This window comes from Pedobacter sp. 05T44 (assembly GCF_056395985.1).
The window spans coordinates 11,121-30,928 of the sequence record NZ_JBFTKO010000032.1; the positions used below are offsets into that span (position 1 = coordinate 11,121).

A 19,808-nucleotide genomic window follows, 5' to 3' on the forward strand; every position below is an offset into this window, starting at 1 on the left:
CTCTAATTTATTCATTTTTCCTGATGAAATTATTAGCATACTCTGACGGTGTTACCCCAAACTGCTTTGTAAATGCCCTACCTAATTGAGATTGAGAGGTAAAACCCGTTAAATCAGCTATTTGCTGGATTTTATAATTTGTTTCTACAAGTAGTTCTGCCGCTTTTTTAAGTCGTGTGATATTGATGAGCTCGTTTGGCGACAGGTTAGAGATGGACTTTATTTTGCGATAAAACGTGGCCCGACTCATGTTTAATGTTTCGGCAAGCTTATCTACATCCAGATCACGGTTTGCAATGTTTTTAAGGATAAAATCGTTCAGTTTCTCTAAAAGAATCTCATCAGGCTTAGTATGGGCAATGCTTTTTATATGAATTAAAGGCGACCTTACGAAGTAGTCTTTTAACTGATTTCTGTTGAATAACAGGTTTTGAATTTGCACTTGTAAATGCTGTGGTGAGAAGGGTTTCTCTATATATGCGTCGGCGCCTATTTCCAAGCCTTCTATCTTTGATTGAAATGCACTTTTTGCTGTAAGCAAAATAAGGGGAATATGGCTATAATCAAGATTGGTTTTTATCTGCCTGCAGAGTTCATAGCCATCCATAACCGGCATCATTACATCGCTAACGATCAGTTGCACAGAGTGCTCTTTTATCATGTCAAGCGCTATCTGACCATTAGCCGCAGTAATGCAATTGTACGTAGAGCTGAGTTCTTTAGCAATGAACTGGAGAATATCAGCATTATCATCAACCAGCAAAATCAGTGGTTTAGCTTCTTGAATTGTATTTTCAATTTCCGGGCTTACTTCCTGATAAACCGGGACGGTAATAATTTCCTGTTGAACTGACTTTTCTTCAATGGGTTCGTTAGTTGGGTAATAGGGCAATTTTACTTCAAACACATTCATTTCATTTTCATCGGCATGAAATGTTAAAGTGCCACCATGTAACCTGGATAAAGAGCGTGCAAGTGCCAAGCCTATACCTGTACCGATTTGATTGGATGTTTCCTTTAACCTGACAAAAGAATCAAAGATTCTTTCCCTCATTTCTTCCGGGATTAAAAAACCATCATTTTTAACCACTATAGCGTACTGGTTAGAGTCAGGATCAGTACTAAGCAGCAATATATCTACTCTTTTATCGGAATACTTAATGGCATTGCTTAGTAAATTGCTTAAAATTTTATTAAGTGCTTCGGCATCTGCTTTGCTATAAAACTCTGTGTGTGGTAAATTGAGTTGAAAGTGGATCTGCTTTTCTTCAGCTGCATTTTTGAACCTTAGGTAATGCTCTCTTAAGATTTCGCTGATGTTGCTTTTCATGAGGTTAAGGCTATATTCCTTAGACTCTATCTTTCTGAAATCGAGCAGTTGGTTAGTTAGATGTAATAGCCTGTCTGCATTTTTTTCCATCGTAAGCAGATAGTTAAGCACCTCTGGAACCGGGGCATATTTTTTTATGACTGTTTCTAATGGTCCTTTTATTAAGGTAAGTGGTGTTCTTATCTCATGTGTGATTTGCGTAAAGAATTCAATTTTAGCCTCATAAATTTCCCTTTCTTTTTGGTTCTCCAGCTGCTCTATCCGCCTCTTGTTTCTAAATTTAATTTTATTGGTGGTGTACACCACCAAAGCATAAACTGCAGCAATAAATAACAATAGATAAAACAAATAAGCCCAACCACTTAACCAGAATGGAGGAGATATTTCTATGATCAGTTCCCTTGGGGTTTCATTCCATACGCCACTGCTGTTAGCACCCTTAACAAGAAAGGTATATTTACCCGGGCTAAGCTTAGTATAGAACACCCTTCTGTTCTTTTTTAGATAGGTAAAATCTTTATCAACCCCTTCTAGCTTATATGCATATTCTGCAGTTTCATGATCGGTATACGCAAGTGCTGCAAAATCAATACTAAAGGTAGACTGATCATAATTAAGGTTGATTTGATCTGTATAGGATATTGATTTTTTAAGCGGAGAGCCTTCTGCATTGATCAACAATTCCTGATTAAATACCTGGAAGCCTGTAATGTAAACCTGAGGTACAATAGTGTTCTGTTTGAATTGTGAAGGGTTAAAGCTTACCAAACCATTTACACTACCAAAATAGATCTGGCCGCTGGCATCCTGAAATGACGAGTTATAATTGAACTGATCGCTCAACAATCCGTTGGCTGTGGTGTATACCCTTATTTTCTTTGTTTTGGGATTATAGCAGATTAGTCCTTTAGAGGAACTGATCCATAAATTACCTACCTTATCCTCTTCTGTTTTATAGAAAACATCGCTTGGGAAGCCATCCTTAGTGCCGTATCGTTTAAATGTTTTATCTACAGGATTGAATTGGTTTAAACCATTTTCCGTGGTCACCCACAGTGTTTTATCAGCAGAGATGAATACCCCGTTTACAAAGTTATCACTTAAGCTGTTTTCGTTTTGCGCAACATTTCTATAAAAACCATGTTTATTCGTTTTAGGGTTAAAATACAAAAGGCCACCGCTTATTGTTGCTGTCCAGATCGTGCCATCAGCATCTTCTGTAATCGCTGTATAATGGAAATTTTGCGGAACCTCTTTAATTAGGGTAAAATCCCGTGTGGTTTTATTATAACGATGCAACCCATCGGCAGTACCAACCAGAATATTTCCGGAACGGGTTTGATAAAAGCAATCAACAAAGTTACTTTTAAGCGCATTTGGGGCATCTCCTTTGTCGTAATGCCTGATTACTTTGCCCGATTTTATATCTAATATGTCCAAGCCCTGTTCGTAGGTCCCTATCCATAATTCGTCGCCGATGGCTTTTAAACCATGGATATTCGTATGAGCAATACTGGTTTTAGATCCATCAGGAATAAAGGCTGTGAAATCTCCATTGGGCGAAATCTTGTTTACTCCGGCATCTTCTGTACCCACCCATAAGTTCCCGAATTTATCGTTACAGATCTCGCGTATGGCACTTCCACTAAGTGACCGCTTATTGTTTTGTGGGAAAAACTTATCAAAGAAGGTAAATGGTTTTGGATAATAATTAACCCCGCCAAAATAAGTACCTATCCAAATACCACCTTCTTTATCCTTAGCAAAGGTATAAACCGCATTATCTGATATGGCATATCGGTCGTTTGGATTTTTACGCAGGTTGGTATATTTCCCTGTTTTTAAATTGTAAACAAATACACCTGACTCTGTTGCTACCCAATATTCATCTCCACTATTGTGAATAAAGTTCTTGGCATAAATACTTGTCTTATCCTTATTAAAGGTTAAAATATCTTTATAGCTCAAAGTAGCAAGATCAAACAATTTTACGCCCTGATGTGAAGTTCCTATTAAAATAGAATTAGAGGCAGTAGCATATATTTTATCTATCCAATGGGAGATAACGGGTGGTGAATCTTTAAAAAGGTTAAATGATGTAAAGCTATCCTCTGCCTTATTATACTTTCTGATTAACCCCTCGGGTGATGATACCCATAGTGTTCCATCACTTGAAAATGTAGTTGCCGTAGCTTCAAAATCCTGATGTTTACTAAACTCTTCGAAGGTGCGCCTACTCCTGTTATACTTGTAGAGTTTACGATCGGCAATAAAGCATATATCGCCATTACCGTGGCTTTTCATATCCCAAACGCCTTTGTTAAGTGTTATTGGTACTAGCTTAAATTGTTGTGTGGTATCGTTATAACAATACAAGCCATTTGAGGTGCCTACCCAAAGTTGCTTTCTTGCATCTTCAAAAATTGCCCTGATCACATTATTTCTGAGGCTGGTAGTATCGCCTGGTTTGCTACGGAATACTTTAAAACTATATCCATCAAACCTGTTTAAGCCATCTTTTGTTCCAAACCACAAAAAGCCTTTTGAATCTTGTACAATGCTAAATACGGAGTTGTAGGACAAACCTTGTTCTACCTGATAATGCCTGAAATAATACGGCTGTGCCTTTAAAAGGTTTAAAAAAACAAATAGGAAAAGAGCAGTTGTGGTTAGCTTTTTCAAGTTTAGTTTGTAAATGGTTAACGTTACAATTACCAGGGGGTTCTTGAATGGGCCAAATTAATTAATTTCAAATCAAATTGCGACGATTTGAATAAATTTTGAGCCGATTTGTCAAAACATAATTGCTTTATTTGAATATTCGTTCGGCCTGTTAAGCAGGGAGGAACACACAAATCATTAAACCAAGTATTCATTTATGAAATTATTTTCTTACTTAATCGGGCTATGCCTTTCCCAGTCGCTGATCGCATCAGCACAAGCACAAAACTGGAAACCGGTGCCCGGAAAGATCTCTACTCCATGGGCGGAAAAATTAAATCCTGCAAACCCCCTTCCTGAGTACCCGCGACCACAATTGGTACGCAGTAATAACTGGAAAAATTTAAATGGTTTATGGAACTACGCTATCAACCACAAAAACGAAAGCGAGCCTAAAGCCTATCAAGGTAAAATATTAGTTCCTTTTGCAGTTGAATCATCTTTATCTGGTGTAGGTAAAACTGTTGGTAAAGATAGCTTGCTATGGTACCAAACCAGCTTTGCGGTGCCTTCTAACATGAAAAATACCATTTTATTGCATTTTGGTGCGGTGGACTGGAAATCGGAAATCTACTTAAACGGGAAAAAAGTTGGTACACATGAAGGTGGATTTGATCCATTTTCTTTTGACATCACCCCTTTCTTAAAAAAAGGCGGCAAACAAGAACTAACTGTTAGTGTTTGGGATCCAACGGATAATGGGCCACAACCTAGAGGAAAACAACAAATAAAACCAGAAGGTATTTGGTATACACCAGTTACCGGAATATGGCAAACAGTATGGTTAGAAAGTGTTGCTAACAGCTATATCGCTTCGACCAAACAAACGCCGGATATTGATGCTAAATCTTTAACTGTTTCTGCAGATGTGCAAGCTGCACAAGCTGGTGATAAATTAAGGATTACTGCCTTTGATGGTGCATCGAAGGTTTCTGAGCAAGAGGTAGATGCCACGGAGGCAGCTACATTAGTTATTGCGAATCCGAAACTATGGTCGCCAGCAAGCCCATTCTTATACGACTTAAAAGTTGCGTTGGTGCGTAATGGAAAACCAGTTGATGAGGTTAAGAGTTACTTCGCTATGCGTAAATCATCAATGGGTCCGGATGCTAACGGCATCCAAAGAATGTTGCTGAATGACAAGTTTGTATTTMAATATGGACCATTAGATCAGGGATGGTGGCCAGATGGTTTATATACTGCCCCTACCGACGAGGCTTTGAAATTCGATATTATTAAAACCAAAGAAATGGGCTTTAATATGATCCGTAAGCACATTAAAGTGGAGCCTGCACGCTGGTATTATGAATGTGATAAACAAGGTATTTTAGTATGGCAGGATATGCCAAGTGGAGATTTGGGTAACCAATGGGAACCTAATTTAGGTACAATGGGTGGTACAGATAAAGACCGCTCTGCAGAATCTGAAGCGATATACCGCAAGGAATGGAACAAGATCATGGATGACTTGCATAACTTCCCTAGTATTGTTGTATGGACTCCGTTTAATGAAGCCTGGGGTCAGTTTAAGACCAAAGAGATTGCGGAATGGACTAAAGAAAAAGATCCTTCTCGTCTGGTAAACAGCGCAAGTGGTGGTAACCATGTTGTAACTGGCGATATTGTTGATTTACACCATTATCCTAATCCTAGAATGCCTAGACCTGACCTTTTTGGCCCAACTCATGCCATTGTTTTAGGTGAATATGGTGGGTTAGGTTTACCTGTACCGGGGCATACCTGGAAAGAAAAAGATAACTGGGGATATCAGACATTTAAGACCGCAGATGAATTATTTGATAAATATGCTTCATTTATGACTGAAATGGAAGGATTAATTAAAAAAGGACTTTCGGMAGCTGTATATACCCAAACTACTGATGTTGAGCAAGAAACTAATGGGTTAATGACTTACGACAGAAAAGTGATTAAAGTGCCTGCAGCCAAATTAAAAGGGGTTACAGACAAACTTTACAATGCTGATCTTGTTAAGATGAATCCATAAAAAAACGATTTGTACGGAGAGGTGATTATTTCACCTAACCCCGGTAAGAATCTTGGCTTTACGGCTAATTTTCTTCCGGGGTTTTTTCGTTATAGATTATTCATACATTTGCCGCAATATTTTTTAAAAAGCCATGGGCCATCATAAACACATTCAAAAGCTAAGTGCTGCAGGATTACTAATCAGTTTAGGTATTATCTATGGAGATATTGGTACTTCTCCCCTATATGTATTTAAAGCAATTATTGGAGATCGACTGATTACACAAGATCTTATTTTAGGAGGTTTATCCTGTATAGTTTGGACACTTACCTTACAAACCACCATCAAATACGTTATTATTACTTTACAGGCTGATAATAAAGGTGAAGGTGGGATTTTCTCTCTTTTTTCTTTAGTTAAGCGAAAAGCCAAATGGCTGATCATACCGGCTATGGTTGGTGGGGCAGCCTTGCTTGCCGATGGCATAATGACCCCTGCGGTTACCGTTTCGGCCGCCATTGAAGGGTTGGGACTTATCTATCATGACTTGCCTACTGTTCCCATTGTGCTGGCCATCATTATTTTTCTGTTTGGTTTGCAGCAATTCGGAACCTCGCTTGTTGGTAAGGCTTTTGGTCCTATTATGTGGCTTTGGTTTACCATGATCGCTGTTTTAGGTTTTGTACATATTATGGAGTTGCCTGTGATATTAAAGGCAATTAATCCTTATTATGCGTATCATATTCTTACTACCAATCCTGAGGCCTTTTTAATCATTGGAGCGGTATTTTTATGTACTACGGGAGCTGAGGCCCTGTATTCAGATTTAGGTCACTGTGGGCGCTCAAACATCAGGATCAGCTGGATCTATGTGAAAATATGTTTGATATTAAATTATATGGGACAAGGCGTTTGGTTATGGAATTTACAAGGCCAACATCTGGGTGACGTAAATCCGTTCTACCATTTAATGCCGGATTGGTTCCTGATATACGGTATTGCGATTGCAACTGTTGCGGCGGCTATTGCCAGTCAGGCCCTTATTTCAGGCTCATTTACACTGATTGCTGAGGCTGTTAGGCTTAACCTTTGGCCAAAGGTTAAAATTAATTATCCGAGTGAGCAGAAAGGCCAGTTGTATGTTCCTTCTATGAACTGGATATTAATGGTTGGTTGTATAATTGTTGTACTGATTTTCCAGAAATCTGTTAATATGGAAGCAGCTTATGGTTTATCTATTACAGTTGCCATGCTAATGACTACTATTTTGGTTTCTGTATTCCTTTTAAGGAAAAAGGTTCCAAGGTATTTAATAGGAATATTTTTGTTGATCTATGGTGTTATTGAATTGACATTTTTGGCAGGTAATGCAGCAAAAATTCTGCATGGCGGATGGTTTACATTAATTCTGGGTATAACATTGTTCTCGGTTATGTGGACTTGGCACAACGGGCGTAGAATTAGAAACAGATACATGAAGTTTGTTGACATTCAGGATTTCTATCAGCTGATTAAAAACATAAGTGCTGATGCTTCTATTGCCAAATACTCGTCTAACCTGGTATATCTTACCAGCGCTAATTTTAACAGCGAGATTGAATCGTCAGTTATTTACTCTATTATCCAGAAACATCCTAAAAGAGCAGATGTTTACTGGTTGTTGCACGTAGACGTTACTGACGAACCATACACCTTGGAGTATGAAGTAGACCAAATGATACCGGGAAAATTAATTAGAATCGATTTTAGGCTAGGTTTTAGGGTTGAGCAAAGGGTTAATGCATTGTTCAGAAAAGTGGTGGAAGAATTAGTGCAGAGCGGAGAAATTGACATTACCAGTAAATACGAATCGTTAAAAGCCCAAAAGATTCCAGGCGACTTTAGATTTGTTGTGTTAGAGAAGATCATTTCAAACTCAAACAGCTTGAAGTTTATTGAGCGTGTTACAATGTCGTACCATAGAATATTGAAACTCTTGAGCATCTCTGAGAAGCGAGGCTTTGGATTAGACTCTAGCTTTGTTACCGTAGAAAAGGTGCCTTTGATAGTAGATATCCCCGATCCTATTGTAATGAAAAGGATTAAATAAAGTTATTTCCAGAAAGCAGGAAAACGCACTGTAATGAGAATTAAAGAGTTAGCTAAATACTTCAAAATAATTAAAAATATTTCTCAATTTATTTAGCAGAATAATTTTATAATCCTATCTTTGCACCCTCATCAAACAAAAGGAGCATGATTCCGTAGCTCAGCTGGTARAGCATTACACTTTTAATGTAGTGGTCCTGGAGGTTTTTTTTTGCCTTTTTCATTCTATTTAGTCAGTCTTTTTTTATACATACCAGACCTATTAAATCTGTATTTCAGGTTACATGAGCAAAAAAACCTAAAACACCAGATTTTACGTAATTTTAGTGCCAAGCTAAAGCACTTTCAGGAATGAGATTTTACATCAATAAAGCCCATTTGATTAATAATATTGATTATCCAACCAGATATCAATCTGAAAATTTGCTTAAAAGTGCAGGTATTGTTTTTGCTATTATTCTGATATTCCTTTTATTATTTAAACCTTTTGGAGTCTATGATCCGGAATTGAGAATGCATTATTTTTTTATTTGTTTTCTCCACGCATTATCACCTGCATTAATCCTATTGGTTTATTTTGGAGGGCTCAATTATATTAGAAAAAGAAAATATCAATCCGAAAACTGGACTTTGTTTGAGGAATATTTACAGATTGGAGTCATCCTTCTTTTAGCAGGGTTATCAAGTTTCTTTATGCGTGACCTGATATACAACAATACAAACAACTGGTCGTGGCATTATCTATGGGAAGAAATCAGAAACTGTTTTGTTGCGGGTATTTTTTTCTATTTCTTCCTAAGATTATCCAGCTTCTATTTTGAATCGAAAAAAGGCTCACCGTTTGTGTTGCAATTTATTCAGCTAAATATTAAATCAAAAACAACAGATGCTGCGTCAAAACTGTATGTGAACACTCAGGTTAAACAAGATAACTTTAGCCTGGATATAGACCAATTGCTATTTGTGAAAGCAGATGGCAATTATATTGAATTGACGAAAACAAACGGCAATCAAATTACTACAGAAGTAAAGCGGATTTCTTTAACTCAATTTGAAGCTCAAATAACAGATTATCCGAACTTTTTCAGGTGTCACAGAACCTATTTAGTAAACATGTTTAAGGTTGAAAAAGTATCCGGAAACTCACAGGGTTACCTATTGTCTTTTCATGAAACTACTATAAAGGTTCCTGTTTCCAGAAAACAGATCGAAAGTTTCAATAACTATTATCAGCAGCTTCGCAACAAATATATCGCTTAAGCTTGTTGTTCATCACAAAAGCTAGTTACTTGTAACATAACCACATGTAACTGTTTCTTCTTGTTGTACGTTTGTCATCAATAACATTAAGCCAATTTATTATGTCAACTGTACCTGTCACCTTGAATCAGGATTCTGGTTCATCAAACAAATTATTATACATAGAGAATATTAAAGTTCTATTAACAATATTAGTTGTGCTTCATCACACTTTTATTGCTTATAGTTCTTCTGATGGCTGGTATTATAATGAACAAACTACTGTTATAGGAGCACGTATTCCTATGATAATGTTCGTAAGCTTAAATCAGTCCTTTTTTATGGGTTATTTCTTCATGTTGGCAGCCTATTTTACCTACTMTTCTTATTCTAAAAAAGGGACAGCAAAATTTATTAAAGACCGTCTGGTCAGGTTAGGAATCCCTATATTATTCTATTCCTTTATTCTTTCACCATTCGTCAGCTATCTTGTCTACTATTTTGCAAACGAGCATCATATTAACTATTTTGAATATCTGAGCGGATATGATCACTGGATCGAATTAGGCGTTACATGGTTTGTGGCAGCATTACTCCTTTTTACCCTAATTTATGTGGCGACAAAAAAAGCATTTATAATTAGTTTCAAAAAAAACCTGGCAGCGCCAAACTCACGTAGCATATTATTGTTTGCTGCAACATTAGGAATAATTAGTTTTTTGGTCAGAATCATATTTCCTGTTGGATGGGTTCTTGAACCAATCGGATTTCAATTAGGGCACTTTTCGCAATATATTGCATTATTTATTATTGGATTGTTAGCGGCCAAAAACAACTGGCTTGATGGAYTTTCTGATAAAACAGGCAAACAACTCAAAACATCTGCCTGGCTATGTTTATTGTTTTATCCAGTGTTTTTTATTATTAAATTTAAACTAGATACACCTTCTCCCTGGTTTTCCGGGGGTCTTCATTGGCAGGCATTATTATACGCTGTGTGGGAACAATGGATTGGTGTTTCTATCCTAACTGCATTATTAATTAAAGGGAAAAGGAGTTGGAACACTTCTTCTGCAATGCTCGCTAAACTATCACGGAGTAGTTTTGCTGTGTATATTTTTCATCCGCTAGTAGTAGTTGGTTTTACGCTGGCGGCAAGAAATTGGGCCATTGAACCTGCAATAAAACTGCTGGTTGTAGCACCATTAGTAGTTTTAGGCAGCTTTGTACTTGGATCATTTATTTTACTGATTCCAGGGGTTAAGAAAATCATTTAATGGTTATCAGGAAAATATTTCTGTTGCCATTCCTTTTCATCCTCAATATCTTTTACTGCCTTAAGTGCATATGATGCAGCATATTTAGCATGAGCAGGCACATGAGCGGTAGCGGCTGCATGCCCAGCAGATCTGGCAGCAGCGATAGCCTGGATATCAATCACCTCTCGCGCTGCCGCATGTGCAGCAAAAGCGAATTTTCTTGCTTCAGTCATTTTGAGTTCTCCGCGAATCCATGAACGGGCAGCAGCGACTGCCTCACGTGGTCTTTTGTCAAAAGGACTGGCCTCTTCAAAAACAAATAGCACACGTTCAGCACAAGCAGCGGCCCAAGCGGTCAAAGCCTGATGTTTATTCATTATTCCCTGTTTTTTATAGATTTAAAGTTTCAAAGACCTCACCTCGTGTTAGCTTACCATCTATTTTTGCTATTGCCTCTACTCTAGCCTTAAGACAAAGCGCATTGTCTGACAGCCGGTAGATATCTTCAAAAAACACCATTTTTACCCCTTGTCTTTCAATCCACAGCTTCACAGAAAAAACATCTCCTGAAGTCAATGAATTCTTAAAATCCATTTCTATTCTGGACACCATTAGCAAAATGCCTTGTTCTGTAAGCTCCTTAAACGAAATTGCCTTCGAATGAAGATACTCATGCCTTGCATGCTCCAAATAATTCTGGTAAACTGCGTTATTTACTACGCCTTGTATATCACATTCATAGTCCCTTACTTTCAGTTGAATTTCAAAAATATAGTCTTTCATATCTCTATTAAATTACCTTTTTTGTTTGCTTAGCAGCAAATCGATGGTTTGAGCAATGCGCCGTACCCGTACTTCGTCCTGGTTTGCCTCCCCAATCCAATCCAGAAAAGCTTTGCGTTCAGTTTCAGTGTAGCTCTGGTAAGTTTGATAAGCTTCAGGTTCATCCTGTAAGCATACTAAAAGATCTTCAGGCATTGCCATAGGTATATCTTCAGCATCTGCGTATAATAGCACGGATACTTTATCACCTTCTTTTTTTCCTGTCTTTTTCCTGATCTCTGCTTTTATTGGAAGGAACAGTCCGCCATCTCTGATGGGCATCAATCCATAATTGATCAATTCATAATCATCAATAGTGCCACTCACCTTCACAGTTCCGAATTTACCTCTATAATCTGAGCTAACTCCAGGCAGCCTCAAATAAGTCCAGCCACCTTTGCCCGGTATTTTCTCCAGTAGAAATGTTCCTTCAATGAGCGGTGCTTTTGACATTTTATAAAAAAAATCTAATGATCATGGTTTTGATTTGTTGTAAAAATAACTAAACTTGATTTAGAATTTTACCTTTATTTTAAAACTGATGCGCATAGAAAAATCTGTCCTGATCAACACTACTCCTGATAAAGTATGGAAGGTATTTACCAATCCATTAATTACCCGAAAGCTGGGCGGGATATATAAAACTGACTGGAATCCGGGCTCTTTTTTTGGATGGCAAAATCTTTCCGGAACCCAGATCACTTACGGCAGGCTGCTAGACTACAGGCCAGGTGAATATCTTAAACATGAATTATTTACGGGTAAGGATATGCAGGAACTGTCCTCTGTGATCAGCTATACCACTATGTTTAAACATGACCATACTATACTCCATGCTACCGAGGAATTATTAGAGGAATTGACAGATGCGGAGTTTGGTGATGCAGTTAGTGGCTGGGAGGCTGCTCTGCAGGAACTTAAAAAAGTGGCAGAGTCTCCCAGCGATCTAAAGATTAAATAGAAACTTCAGTACTGCCATCCTTCCTCTTAGATTATAATGGTTATACCCAAACTGATTAGCTGATAAACTAAAGGTATCATATGCCTTAATATTTGCAAGATTTGTGATATCCAATTCAATATCTGTCCGCCATTTTAGAATCCTATGCCGAATGTTAGCATCGGCAAAGAAGTAGCGAATATCCTCCGTTTGCTGCTGACTGGTATACTGATGTCTGCCGCTGAAGCGCAAAAATGTATTTTTAACAGGAGAATAACCCAAGCTAAATGTTTGATCAGATTGACGTATCCGCTGGCTATATTGATTACCCTCAGAAGTACTGTTTAAGGGGTTGCTTGTAATCCACGACCCTGAACCTTCATATTTCAAGCTGATCTGATCCCATAAGCGAGCCTCTATACTTGGCTGAATGGTAAAGGAAATATTCTTGTAAGGTAACAAGGTTTCATTAAGAAACTGATTAAAACGTGTGGTACCCCATGATGCTTTAACGCCTGTTGTTGCCCCTAGTGCAAAGACATATTTACTAAACCCCGCACTTGCACTAAATGCGCTTACATCGTTTGTATAAGGTAGCAATACTGTACTTGATATATTATTGGTTATCTCTCTTGAGGCAATGGTGTTTGAGGTAGCTTTGGTATAAGAGATACCTGCATTAATATAAAGCATACTAATAGTTCGCTGAAAATTGTAGTTCATACCAAAATTATGCGCGTGCTGCTCTTGTAAAATAGCATTGTTGGCTTCCAAACTGCGATAGTTTGTTAAAATGGTTCCATGATAAATTCCATTTATATTACCTGTCTGGTTAGTGTAAGCATAATTTGCTGACAAATAATCTTCAGCCTGAATATAATATTTTGTTCTGAAGCTGGGATTAAACAAAAAGCGGTTCTTTTTTTCACTAAGGCCGAAGGCCGAATCCCGATAGGCAATGTACTGCAGAGAAAGTGGCAATGATAATATGGTTTCCCATTTCCCCTTTTTCAATTCATAATTGCTATTCAGATATGTTTGATGACGAGTCCATTCTACATGATTGTCCGGATTTCCAATATATGGCGTTTTCTGCCCATCTATTTGATTAAATCTGAGTTCAGAGTTAAGTTCCTGCCATTCATTTTGGACAGCAAACTGATAATTTTGCTTAATTAATCCTTTTGAAAACCGAACACCTATCGATGCATTACTGAACCATGTAGGTGTCTCTACATATTGATTGATTCCTTTGTAAGCCAATCCGCCATTGAAAACATCGGCATTAATTCCAGGGTTTATATTTAATGTTTGTGGATTGTTAAAGTAATTCAAATACCAGTTCAAACTAATTACATTGTTTTTACTAATGGCTGGTATATACTGCAAGCGGTTAGAAAAATCGGCAACCTGGCTTTTAAAATATTGCCCCATGTTCAAATTATTATTTAACAGGGCTCCCCTTCCCATCTGTTTATTGTATCCAAGCTTTAGTGAATTATTGAAATAATACTTATCCTTATTCGCTTCAAGTCGCACGGAAAGATCAGCAATAAAGGGGCTTTTTTCAATATACTGTTGTTCTGTATAGTTAATCGTATCTTGACCTATATAGGTTTCATTGACACTTAAATAGTCCATTTTATTTTTGTCGACTAGTAAGCTCGCATTTGTTTTCAATTGCCAGCCATTCCAGATATTAAATAGATTATTAGCATTTAAAGACCCTGAATTGTTGAAATAATAGCGATTTGTAGGAAGTTCCGGCACCCCGACTGTTCCGGTGGACAGCAGAGGTGATGGACGGGAGTTCCCCAGATTTGATCGCATACCCGGCTGATTAAATGCGGTAAGTTCAGGAGCCAGATCAGTTCCGGTGTTATTTCCCTTAAGCACATTTAGCATCTTGTATTTCTTGTTAAATAAAATCGAGTTGATTTCCTCGTCGTATTGCCCAGGTAATCCGGCTCCTACCTTTATTTGTCCGGCCAGCTTTAGTCTGGCAGTATCTTTAATTTTAAGATTAAGGGCAACATCCTCGCTCAGCGCCTTACCCTTAAGCACTTTGTTAGGTTGGTGGTTTTGCATTACCTCTACATCCTGAACCATTCCATTCGGAATGGTTTTGGTACCCACTCCATAACGATCATCCAGAAGGTCATCTCCATCAACATATAAGTTAGATATGTCCTTACCATTAAACTTTATCTGGCCGCTTTCGTTTACCTCCATACCGGGCATTCGCTTTATCACGTCACCAATAGTACGGTCTTCTCCTTTGGCAAAAGATCCAACATCATAACTCAATGTATCTCCACTGGAACGGGTTCTGGGCCTGCTTTTTATTTCAATCTCTGATAGGTCTATTACTTGTTCCTCCATCAATATTTCATAGCTTACTTTTCCCTGTGCTATTGGCGTGACGGACTTTTTATAACCAAGATAATTGACTTCAATAAACAACTCCGTTATTTTAACTGTATCAGGTAGCAGCAGTGAAAAGTTCCCTTCAACATCGCTAGCTTTAAAGGTTAAAATACTTTGATTCTGCGACTTAACTGTCACCGTTGCATAAGCCACAGGTTTGCCTGTATTTGTTTTTAATATACCTTTTATTTGGCGCTGCTGTGAATATGCGGAAAAGGTCAGGCAACACAACAAAACACTAATTAGCAATCTGATACTATTCATTATTTATTGGATAATTCTAATGGATTATTAAATACAGGCTTTCCATTCATTTTATTTGACATGCTCATTTTAGCATCCATCTCTTCTTTGGTCATCTCCTTGCCTGTTTCATCTTTAAAAACCATTTTTGTTTGCACATTTGCACCAGCCGGAATTGGCATATTCCTTAACATATTACCACCTGGATTCTTCTCAAAAACTTTTTTTGCTCTCGCAAGATCAGCTGAAGTTGTTTCAGTTATCCCTTTCTGAAGTTCAATATTTACCAATCCTTCTTCTTTTTTATCAAATCCGGCGTAATTAAATACCACTTCTTTCTTATCATCTTCTGCTTGCAGAATTAACCCGGGCAAACCATTCAATTTCCAGGGACCATATGGAAATGGAAGTTCTGCCGTAAACCATGCAGTATAATTTCGTCCCCGAAATGCGGCTATCGCTTTTTGACATTTATAACCTCCAATTTCTTTTGTTTCATTGCTGATCTGCCAATCAATTGAGGGATATTGCTGAGGTATACTATATGCAGTAAGTCCAACCTTATCTATCAGCAGCATTTTCTTGTCCTGATGAAAATTATAAATCTCTTCGTTTGTAAGATTTGGTGAACTAAAAGCAAGCATCTGATGCCCTCCTTCATTTCCACTGCTAAACTCCTTCATTTGTTTTAAAGCTTCTTCGGTTTTAGTAGCCAGACTCTGGCTTTTATATAAGCTTGAGTTTTTGGCGATATAAAGAACCATTTCTTCTTTTTTGGGTTTATCCCGATGATTAGTGTCTGTTACATGAGCAAAGTCATATCTGATTTCGGCCAGAACAGGATCTTTGACTTGGGCAAAGGCACTCGAATTTGTAAAGATTATTGGCGTAAGCAGCGCAAATGCAATTAACATTTCTTTTGTTTTCATTGTCTTCTTTTTTAAGGTCTGTATATCAAAACTATGGCGAGACAACAGCTTTAGCAGGAAAATGAGTGTTAAATAACGTTAACTAAAGACGGTAGTGTTAAATAGTGTTAACCAGTGTTAATGAGTGTTATCAGATCGCTTATAAAAGCATGATTATCATATCTTTGCTACTACCTTATAGATTTCGAAATGTTATCAAAAAGAATTCGGTTTATTGTACTCATTGTTGCCTGCTCGCTTGCCGGAATCTTTCTATTCCAATGTTACTGGTTATACAACTCCTACCTTCTTTCGACAAAGCAATTTGAAAATGATGTTCAGGAGGTATTACAAAAACTGCAGACCGCACATGTAGTATCAGAATTAAAAGCAGAGGGAAACATTACAGGATCAAATACCGAATCAAGCAAAGCAAAAATTTCTATGCTTACCAGGGTCCTTCAATACATGCCCGATCAATTTCCAACTGATAGCGCTACTTCCAGGTCTCGTTCAATCTTTTATTCTTTTGTAGATACACTACCAGAAAAACCAAATGCTGGCCTAAGAAATAAAATTCAATTTAAAGGAAAGAAGCTAACCATAAGTACCGGCTACAATTATAAGAAAAATGAATTTGCAGCTCTGGAGCAGCATTTAAGAACTGAATTAGATGCCCTTTTAAAGAATCAGGGAATCTACTCGACCTTTGCCTTTAAATTATCAAACGCCAGTGCTAAAGGCGATAATTTTATTAGCGACAGCACTTTATTTGCAAACAGCACTAAAAAGAAATTTCAAGTATTTATAGGCTTATCAAAACCGTATTTGTTGCAAATTACCGTGAGCAACCATTTTCAGTATGTGTTTAAACAAATGCAATGGGTTTTGTTGGCTTCTGTATTGATGATTGGCATAACTATATTGGCGTTTGTATATATGCTACGCACCATTTTTCAGCAGAAGAAACTATCGGAAATAAAAACTGATTTCATCAACAACATGACTCATGAATTTAAAACTCCGATATCAACGGTATCGCTTGCGGTAGAAGCAATGAAAAGTTTTGATGTGATGAAAAAGCCCGAACAAGCGAAAGAGTATCTGGACATATGCGAACACGAACTTAAGCGAATTTCGGTTATGATAGAAAAAGTGTTGAGGATGGCAGCATTTGAACGAAGTGAGATTAAACTTTCCCTGCAAAAAAAGAACATAGGTAAACTCATAAATGATGTAGCAACCAATATGCGGCCCCAGCTTGAGCAAAGAAATGCAAGCTTATCGATTAAACCCATTACAGGAAAAACTGAGGCCATGATAGATGCTGATCATTTTTCAAACGTAATMTATAACCTAATCGACAATAGTCTAAAATATACGGATGAACCTCCTGAGATCGAGATCACATATGGAATAAATGCTGGCGAAAACCTACTGGAGATAGTTATCGGCGATAATGGTATCGGCATACCTGAGGCTTATCATGATAAGGTATTTGATAGCTTTTTCCGCGTTCCTACAGGCAATCTCCATAAAGTAAAGGGATTTGGTCTTGGATTAAATTACGTTGCTGGCATTGTAAAAAAACATAATGGCACCATTGAATTAAAAAGTAGTATAGGCAAAGGAACTTTTTTCATCATTACAGTACCTGTATAACAATGAAACATCAAAATGGTTAAATTGAAGATATTATTAGCAGAAGATGAACCCTTTTTAGGAAAGATCATAAAAGAAAGTTTCGAAACAAGAGATTTTGAGGTATCATGGGTTCAAAACGGAATTAAGGCCTATTCAGTATTTAGAAGTTTTCAGCCTGACATCTGCATTCTGGATGTGATGATGCCCGAAAAAGATGGTTTTTCAGTAACGGAAGATATCCGAAAGATTGATACCGCTGTGCCAATTCTTTTTCTTACGGCGAGGTCGTTAACCGAGGATGTAATCAAAGGATTTGAAATGGGGTGCAATGATTATTTGAAAAAGCCTTTTAGCATGGAAGAACTTATAGTAAGGGTTAAGTCGCTATTAGGTCGTTCAGAGAAACACAAAACAAACCTGTCAATTGAAAACTTTAGTATTGGCAATTATGAATTTAACAACACCATACAGGAATTAACATTAGGTAACGAAAGTGTAAAGCTGTCTTTTCGCGAAGCATCCTTATTAAAGATGCTGATTGAGAATAAGAATCAGGTGCTAGCCAGAAAATTAGCTTTAGATTATCTTTGGGGAGAGGACAATTTTTTTGCTGCCAGAAGTATGGATGTATTTATTACCAAATTACGTAAACATTTAAAGCACGATACAAATATTGAAATTGTAAATATTCGTGGAGTGGGTTATAAATTAATCATCAACGATTAATGGGAGAAGTTTGCACTTGCAGCCACGGCTTTCTTTTCGGGGAGTAATACTAAAAACAAACCTACTAAAACAAGCAAGAACATATTAACGGACATGGCGGTCTGGTAAGCTTTTAAATAAGTAATAGTTGAAGGATTTTCGCCAGCCAGAGAAAAGAACAGGCCGCCAATAATTCCAATACCAAGAGCAATGGCAGTTTGCTGAAACGTAGCGTAAGTGCCAGAAGCCGCGCCGGCAAACTTTGTTGGTATGCTTTTTAATGCCATTGTCATCAATGATGGAAGCACCGAACCACAACCAAATCCATATATAAACAGAACAGGATAAGCAATAAACCGGTTAATGTCGACTGAATTGAATACAACGATATGCAATGCGCTGGCAATAATCATGATCAGTATTCCACCCTGCAATACTTTTTTCCCATACCGGGGTACCAAACGGATTGAGACCAGCGATGCGACCACAAAACCAAGTCCCTGCAATACAAAGAACAAACCTGCCTCTGTAGAACTAATTCCAAATCCTATTTGTAACAGGATCACATTGAGCAGAAAATAAGAATCCTGTACCATAAAATAAAACAATACAGCCCAAAGTGCTATGTTAAAATCTTTGAAGGCGAACAGTTTCATGTCGATGAGGGGGTATCCTCCTCGGTTGAGTTTTTGTTTCTGATCATAGACAAACCAAAGTAGCAACGGCACAGATCCTCCGACACAAATCAGGCTCCAAAGTGGCCACCCTAACTCCCTGCCGCGGATCAAGGGATAAATTAAAGCCATTAAAGTTAATGTAAGAAGTAGCACACCTGAGTAATCGAATTTCTCTTTGGCCTGACTGCTCTGGCTGGGCAGGAATTTTACTGCAAGGAAAACTGAAGCTAGCCCCAAAGGAACATTGATTAGGAAAATAAGGCGCCAGCCTGCCACAATGAAATGCAGATCGGGCAATAGACCACCTAAAAATTGTCCGATAACAGACGCTGAGCCGGCAATACTTCCATAAATACTAATAGCTTTTATACGTTCCACAGGATTTGGAAAAAGCACCTGGATATAGGAAATACCTTGGGGAATCATAAAACCTGCACTGATGCCCTGTAGCAAACGGGCTAGATTTAACTGAAAAGCAGTTTGAGAAATGCCACAAAAGGCAGAGGCAACGGTAAAAGCAATCATTCCAATCAGAAAAACCCTTTTCTTCCCGAACTGGTCACCAGCCCTCCCTCCGGTAATCAGAAAGGCTGCATAACCAAGCAGGTATAAAGCAATAACGAGTTGGATATCACCATCAGAACCATTAATGCCTTTACGTATTGAGGGTAAGGCTACGTTAACAATAAAAATATCAATAACTGCTAAAAAAATAGAAGATGAGATAATTGTCAATAGAAACCATTTTGAAATTTGTCTGCTCATTTTTGGTTAAATTAGCCAGCAAAATTGAAGTCTTTGAGACAGGTGCACAAGTA

Annotated in this window: 14 protein-coding genes; 7 read left to right on the plus strand and 7 right to left on the minus strand. The window is 37.7% G+C overall.

Annotated features, from left to right (window positions below):
* Positions 1 to 7: 7 nt before the first annotated feature.
* A complete protein-coding gene (locus tag AC1DDK_RS25565; RefSeq protein ID WP_337716327.1) occupies positions 8 to 4,012 on the minus strand; it encodes a two-component regulator propeller domain-containing protein in 4,005 nt (1,334 codons plus the stop codon).
* 196 nt (positions 4,013 to 4,208) lie between these two features.
* On the opposite strand from AC1DDK_RS25565, the gene AC1DDK_RS25570 reads away from it, so the two are divergent.
* From AC1DDK_RS25570 to AC1DDK_RS25585, 4 genes are all read left to right on the plus strand, one after another.
* A complete protein-coding gene (locus AC1DDK_RS25570) occupies positions 4,209 to 6,056 on the plus strand; it encodes a glycoside hydrolase family 2 protein (RefSeq protein ID WP_477634178.1) in 1,848 nt (615 codons plus the stop codon).
* 133 nt (positions 6,057 to 6,189) lie between these two features.
* Positions 6,190 to 8,127, plus strand: coding sequence for a KUP/HAK/KT family potassium transporter (locus AC1DDK_RS25575; RefSeq protein ID WP_337716331.1), 1,938 nt, complete (start codon positions 6,190 to 6,192; stop codon positions 8,125 to 8,127).
* Between the two features lie 350 nt (positions 8,128 to 8,477).
* Entirely contained in the window at positions 8,478 to 9,386 is a 909-nt protein-coding gene (locus AC1DDK_RS25580) for a LytR/AlgR family response regulator transcription factor (RefSeq protein WP_172663081.1), read from the plus strand.
* Positions 9,387 to 9,487: 101 nt separating this feature from the next.
* Positions 9,488 to 10,642 carry an acyltransferase family protein gene (locus tag AC1DDK_RS25585; protein ID WP_477634179.1) on the plus strand — a complete coding sequence of 385 codons (1,155 nt, stop codon included), beginning with the start codon at positions 9,488 to 9,490 and terminating at the stop codon, positions 10,640 to 10,642.
* Here the strand turns inward: AC1DDK_RS25585 and AC1DDK_RS25590 are convergent.
* From AC1DDK_RS25590 to AC1DDK_RS25600, 3 genes are read right to left on the minus strand one after another with little or no spacing between them, the layout of a single operon-like run.
* Positions 10,639 to 11,001: a putative immunity protein gene (locus tag AC1DDK_RS25590; RefSeq protein ID WP_172663083.1), complete on the minus strand. Its 363-nt coding sequence runs from the start codon at positions 10,999 to 11,001 to the stop codon at positions 10,639 to 10,641. The genes AC1DDK_RS25585 and AC1DDK_RS25590 overlap by 4 nt on opposite strands.
* A gap of 13 nt (positions 11,002 to 11,014) precedes the next feature.
* Positions 11,015 to 11,407 (minus strand): acyl-CoA thioesterase, encoded by a 393-nt coding sequence (locus tag AC1DDK_RS25595; RefSeq protein WP_288879423.1) that lies wholly within the window; start codon positions 11,405 to 11,407, stop codon positions 11,015 to 11,017.
* Between the two features lie 12 nt (positions 11,408 to 11,419).
* Positions 11,420 to 11,899 carry a YdeI/OmpD-associated family protein gene (locus AC1DDK_RS25600; protein WP_172663085.1) on the minus strand — a complete coding sequence of 160 codons (480 nt, stop codon included), beginning with the start codon at positions 11,897 to 11,899 and terminating at the stop codon, positions 11,420 to 11,422.
* Positions 11,900 to 11,987: 88 nt separating this feature from the next.
* On the opposite strand from AC1DDK_RS25600, the gene AC1DDK_RS25605 reads away from it, so the two are divergent.
* A complete protein-coding gene (locus AC1DDK_RS25605) occupies positions 11,988 to 12,407 on the plus strand; it encodes an SRPBCC family protein (RefSeq protein WP_172663086.1) in 420 nt (139 codons plus the stop codon).
* Here the strand turns inward: AC1DDK_RS25605 and AC1DDK_RS25610 are convergent.
* On the minus strand, positions 12,393 to 15,077 hold the full coding sequence (locus tag AC1DDK_RS25610) for a peptidase associated/transthyretin-like domain-containing protein (RefSeq protein WP_288879424.1): 2,685 nt from the start codon (positions 15,075 to 15,077) through the stop codon (positions 12,393 to 12,395). The genes AC1DDK_RS25605 and AC1DDK_RS25610 overlap by 15 nt on opposite strands.
* On the minus strand, positions 15,077 to 15,985 hold the full coding sequence (locus AC1DDK_RS25615) for a GLPGLI family protein (RefSeq protein ID WP_288879425.1): 909 nt from the start codon (positions 15,983 to 15,985) through the stop codon (positions 15,077 to 15,079). Before AC1DDK_RS25615 ends, AC1DDK_RS25610 begins: the two co-directional genes overlap by 1 nt.
* Positions 15,986 to 16,174: 189 nt before the next feature.
* On the opposite strand from AC1DDK_RS25615, the gene AC1DDK_RS25620 reads away from it, so the two are divergent.
* Positions 16,175 to 17,626 carry a sensor histidine kinase gene (locus AC1DDK_RS25620; RefSeq protein WP_288879426.1) on the plus strand — a complete coding sequence of 484 codons (1,452 nt, stop codon included), beginning with the start codon at positions 16,175 to 16,177 and terminating at the stop codon, positions 17,624 to 17,626.
* Positions 17,627 to 17,641: 15 nt separating this feature from the next.
* The gene (locus tag AC1DDK_RS25625) at positions 17,642 to 18,334 is read left to right on the plus strand and encodes a response regulator transcription factor (protein ID WP_288879427.1); all 693 of its coding nucleotides are present in this window, start codon (positions 17,642 to 17,644) and stop codon (positions 18,332 to 18,334) included.
* Here the strand turns inward: AC1DDK_RS25625 and AC1DDK_RS25630 are convergent.
* Complete coding sequence (locus AC1DDK_RS25630; RefSeq protein WP_288879428.1) at positions 18,331 to 19,755, minus strand: MFS transporter; 1,425 nt, start codon at positions 19,753 to 19,755, stop codon at positions 18,331 to 18,333. The two genes, AC1DDK_RS25625 and AC1DDK_RS25630, sit on opposite strands and share 4 nt — an antisense overlap.
* Positions 19,756 to 19,808 lie beyond the last annotated feature (53 nt).

Excerpts from the sequence above, each read along its gene's own strand:
- AC1DDK_RS25575 (WP_337716331.1), top strand. The coding sequence starts at position 6,190 with ATGGGCCATCATAAACACATTCAAAAGCTAAGTGCTGCAGGATTACTA.
- AC1DDK_RS25580 (WP_172663081.1), top strand. The coding sequence starts at position 8,478 with ATGAGATTTTACATCAATAAAGCCCATTTGATTAATAATATTGATTAT.
- AC1DDK_RS25590 (WP_172663083.1), bottom strand. The coding sequence starts at position 11,001 with ATGAATAAACATCAGGCTTTGACCGCTTGGGCCGCTGCTTGTGCTGAA.
- AC1DDK_RS25595 (WP_288879423.1), bottom strand. The coding sequence starts at position 11,407 with ATGAAAGACTATATTTTTGAAATTCAACTGAAAGTAAGGGACTATGAA.
- AC1DDK_RS25600 (WP_172663085.1), bottom strand. The coding sequence starts at position 11,899 with ATGTCAAAAGCACCGCTCATTGAAGGAACATTTCTACTGGAGAAAATA.
- AC1DDK_RS25605 (WP_172663086.1), top strand. The coding sequence starts at position 11,988 with ATGCGCATAGAAAAATCTGTCCTGATCAACACTACTCCTGATAAAGTA.
- AC1DDK_RS25610 (WP_288879424.1), bottom strand. The coding sequence starts at position 15,077 with ATGAATAGTATCAGATTGCTAATTAGTGTTTTGTTGTGTTGCCTGACC.
- AC1DDK_RS25615 (WP_288879425.1), bottom strand. The coding sequence starts at position 15,985 with ATGAAAACAAAAGAAATGTTAATTGCATTTGCGCTGCTTACGCCAATA.
- AC1DDK_RS25625 (WP_288879427.1), top strand. The coding sequence starts at position 17,642 with ATGGTTAAATTGAAGATATTATTAGCAGAAGATGAACCCTTTTTAGGA.
- AC1DDK_RS25630 (WP_288879428.1), bottom strand. The coding sequence starts at position 19,755 with ATGAGCAGACAAATTTCAAAATGGTTTCTATTGACAATTATCTCATCT.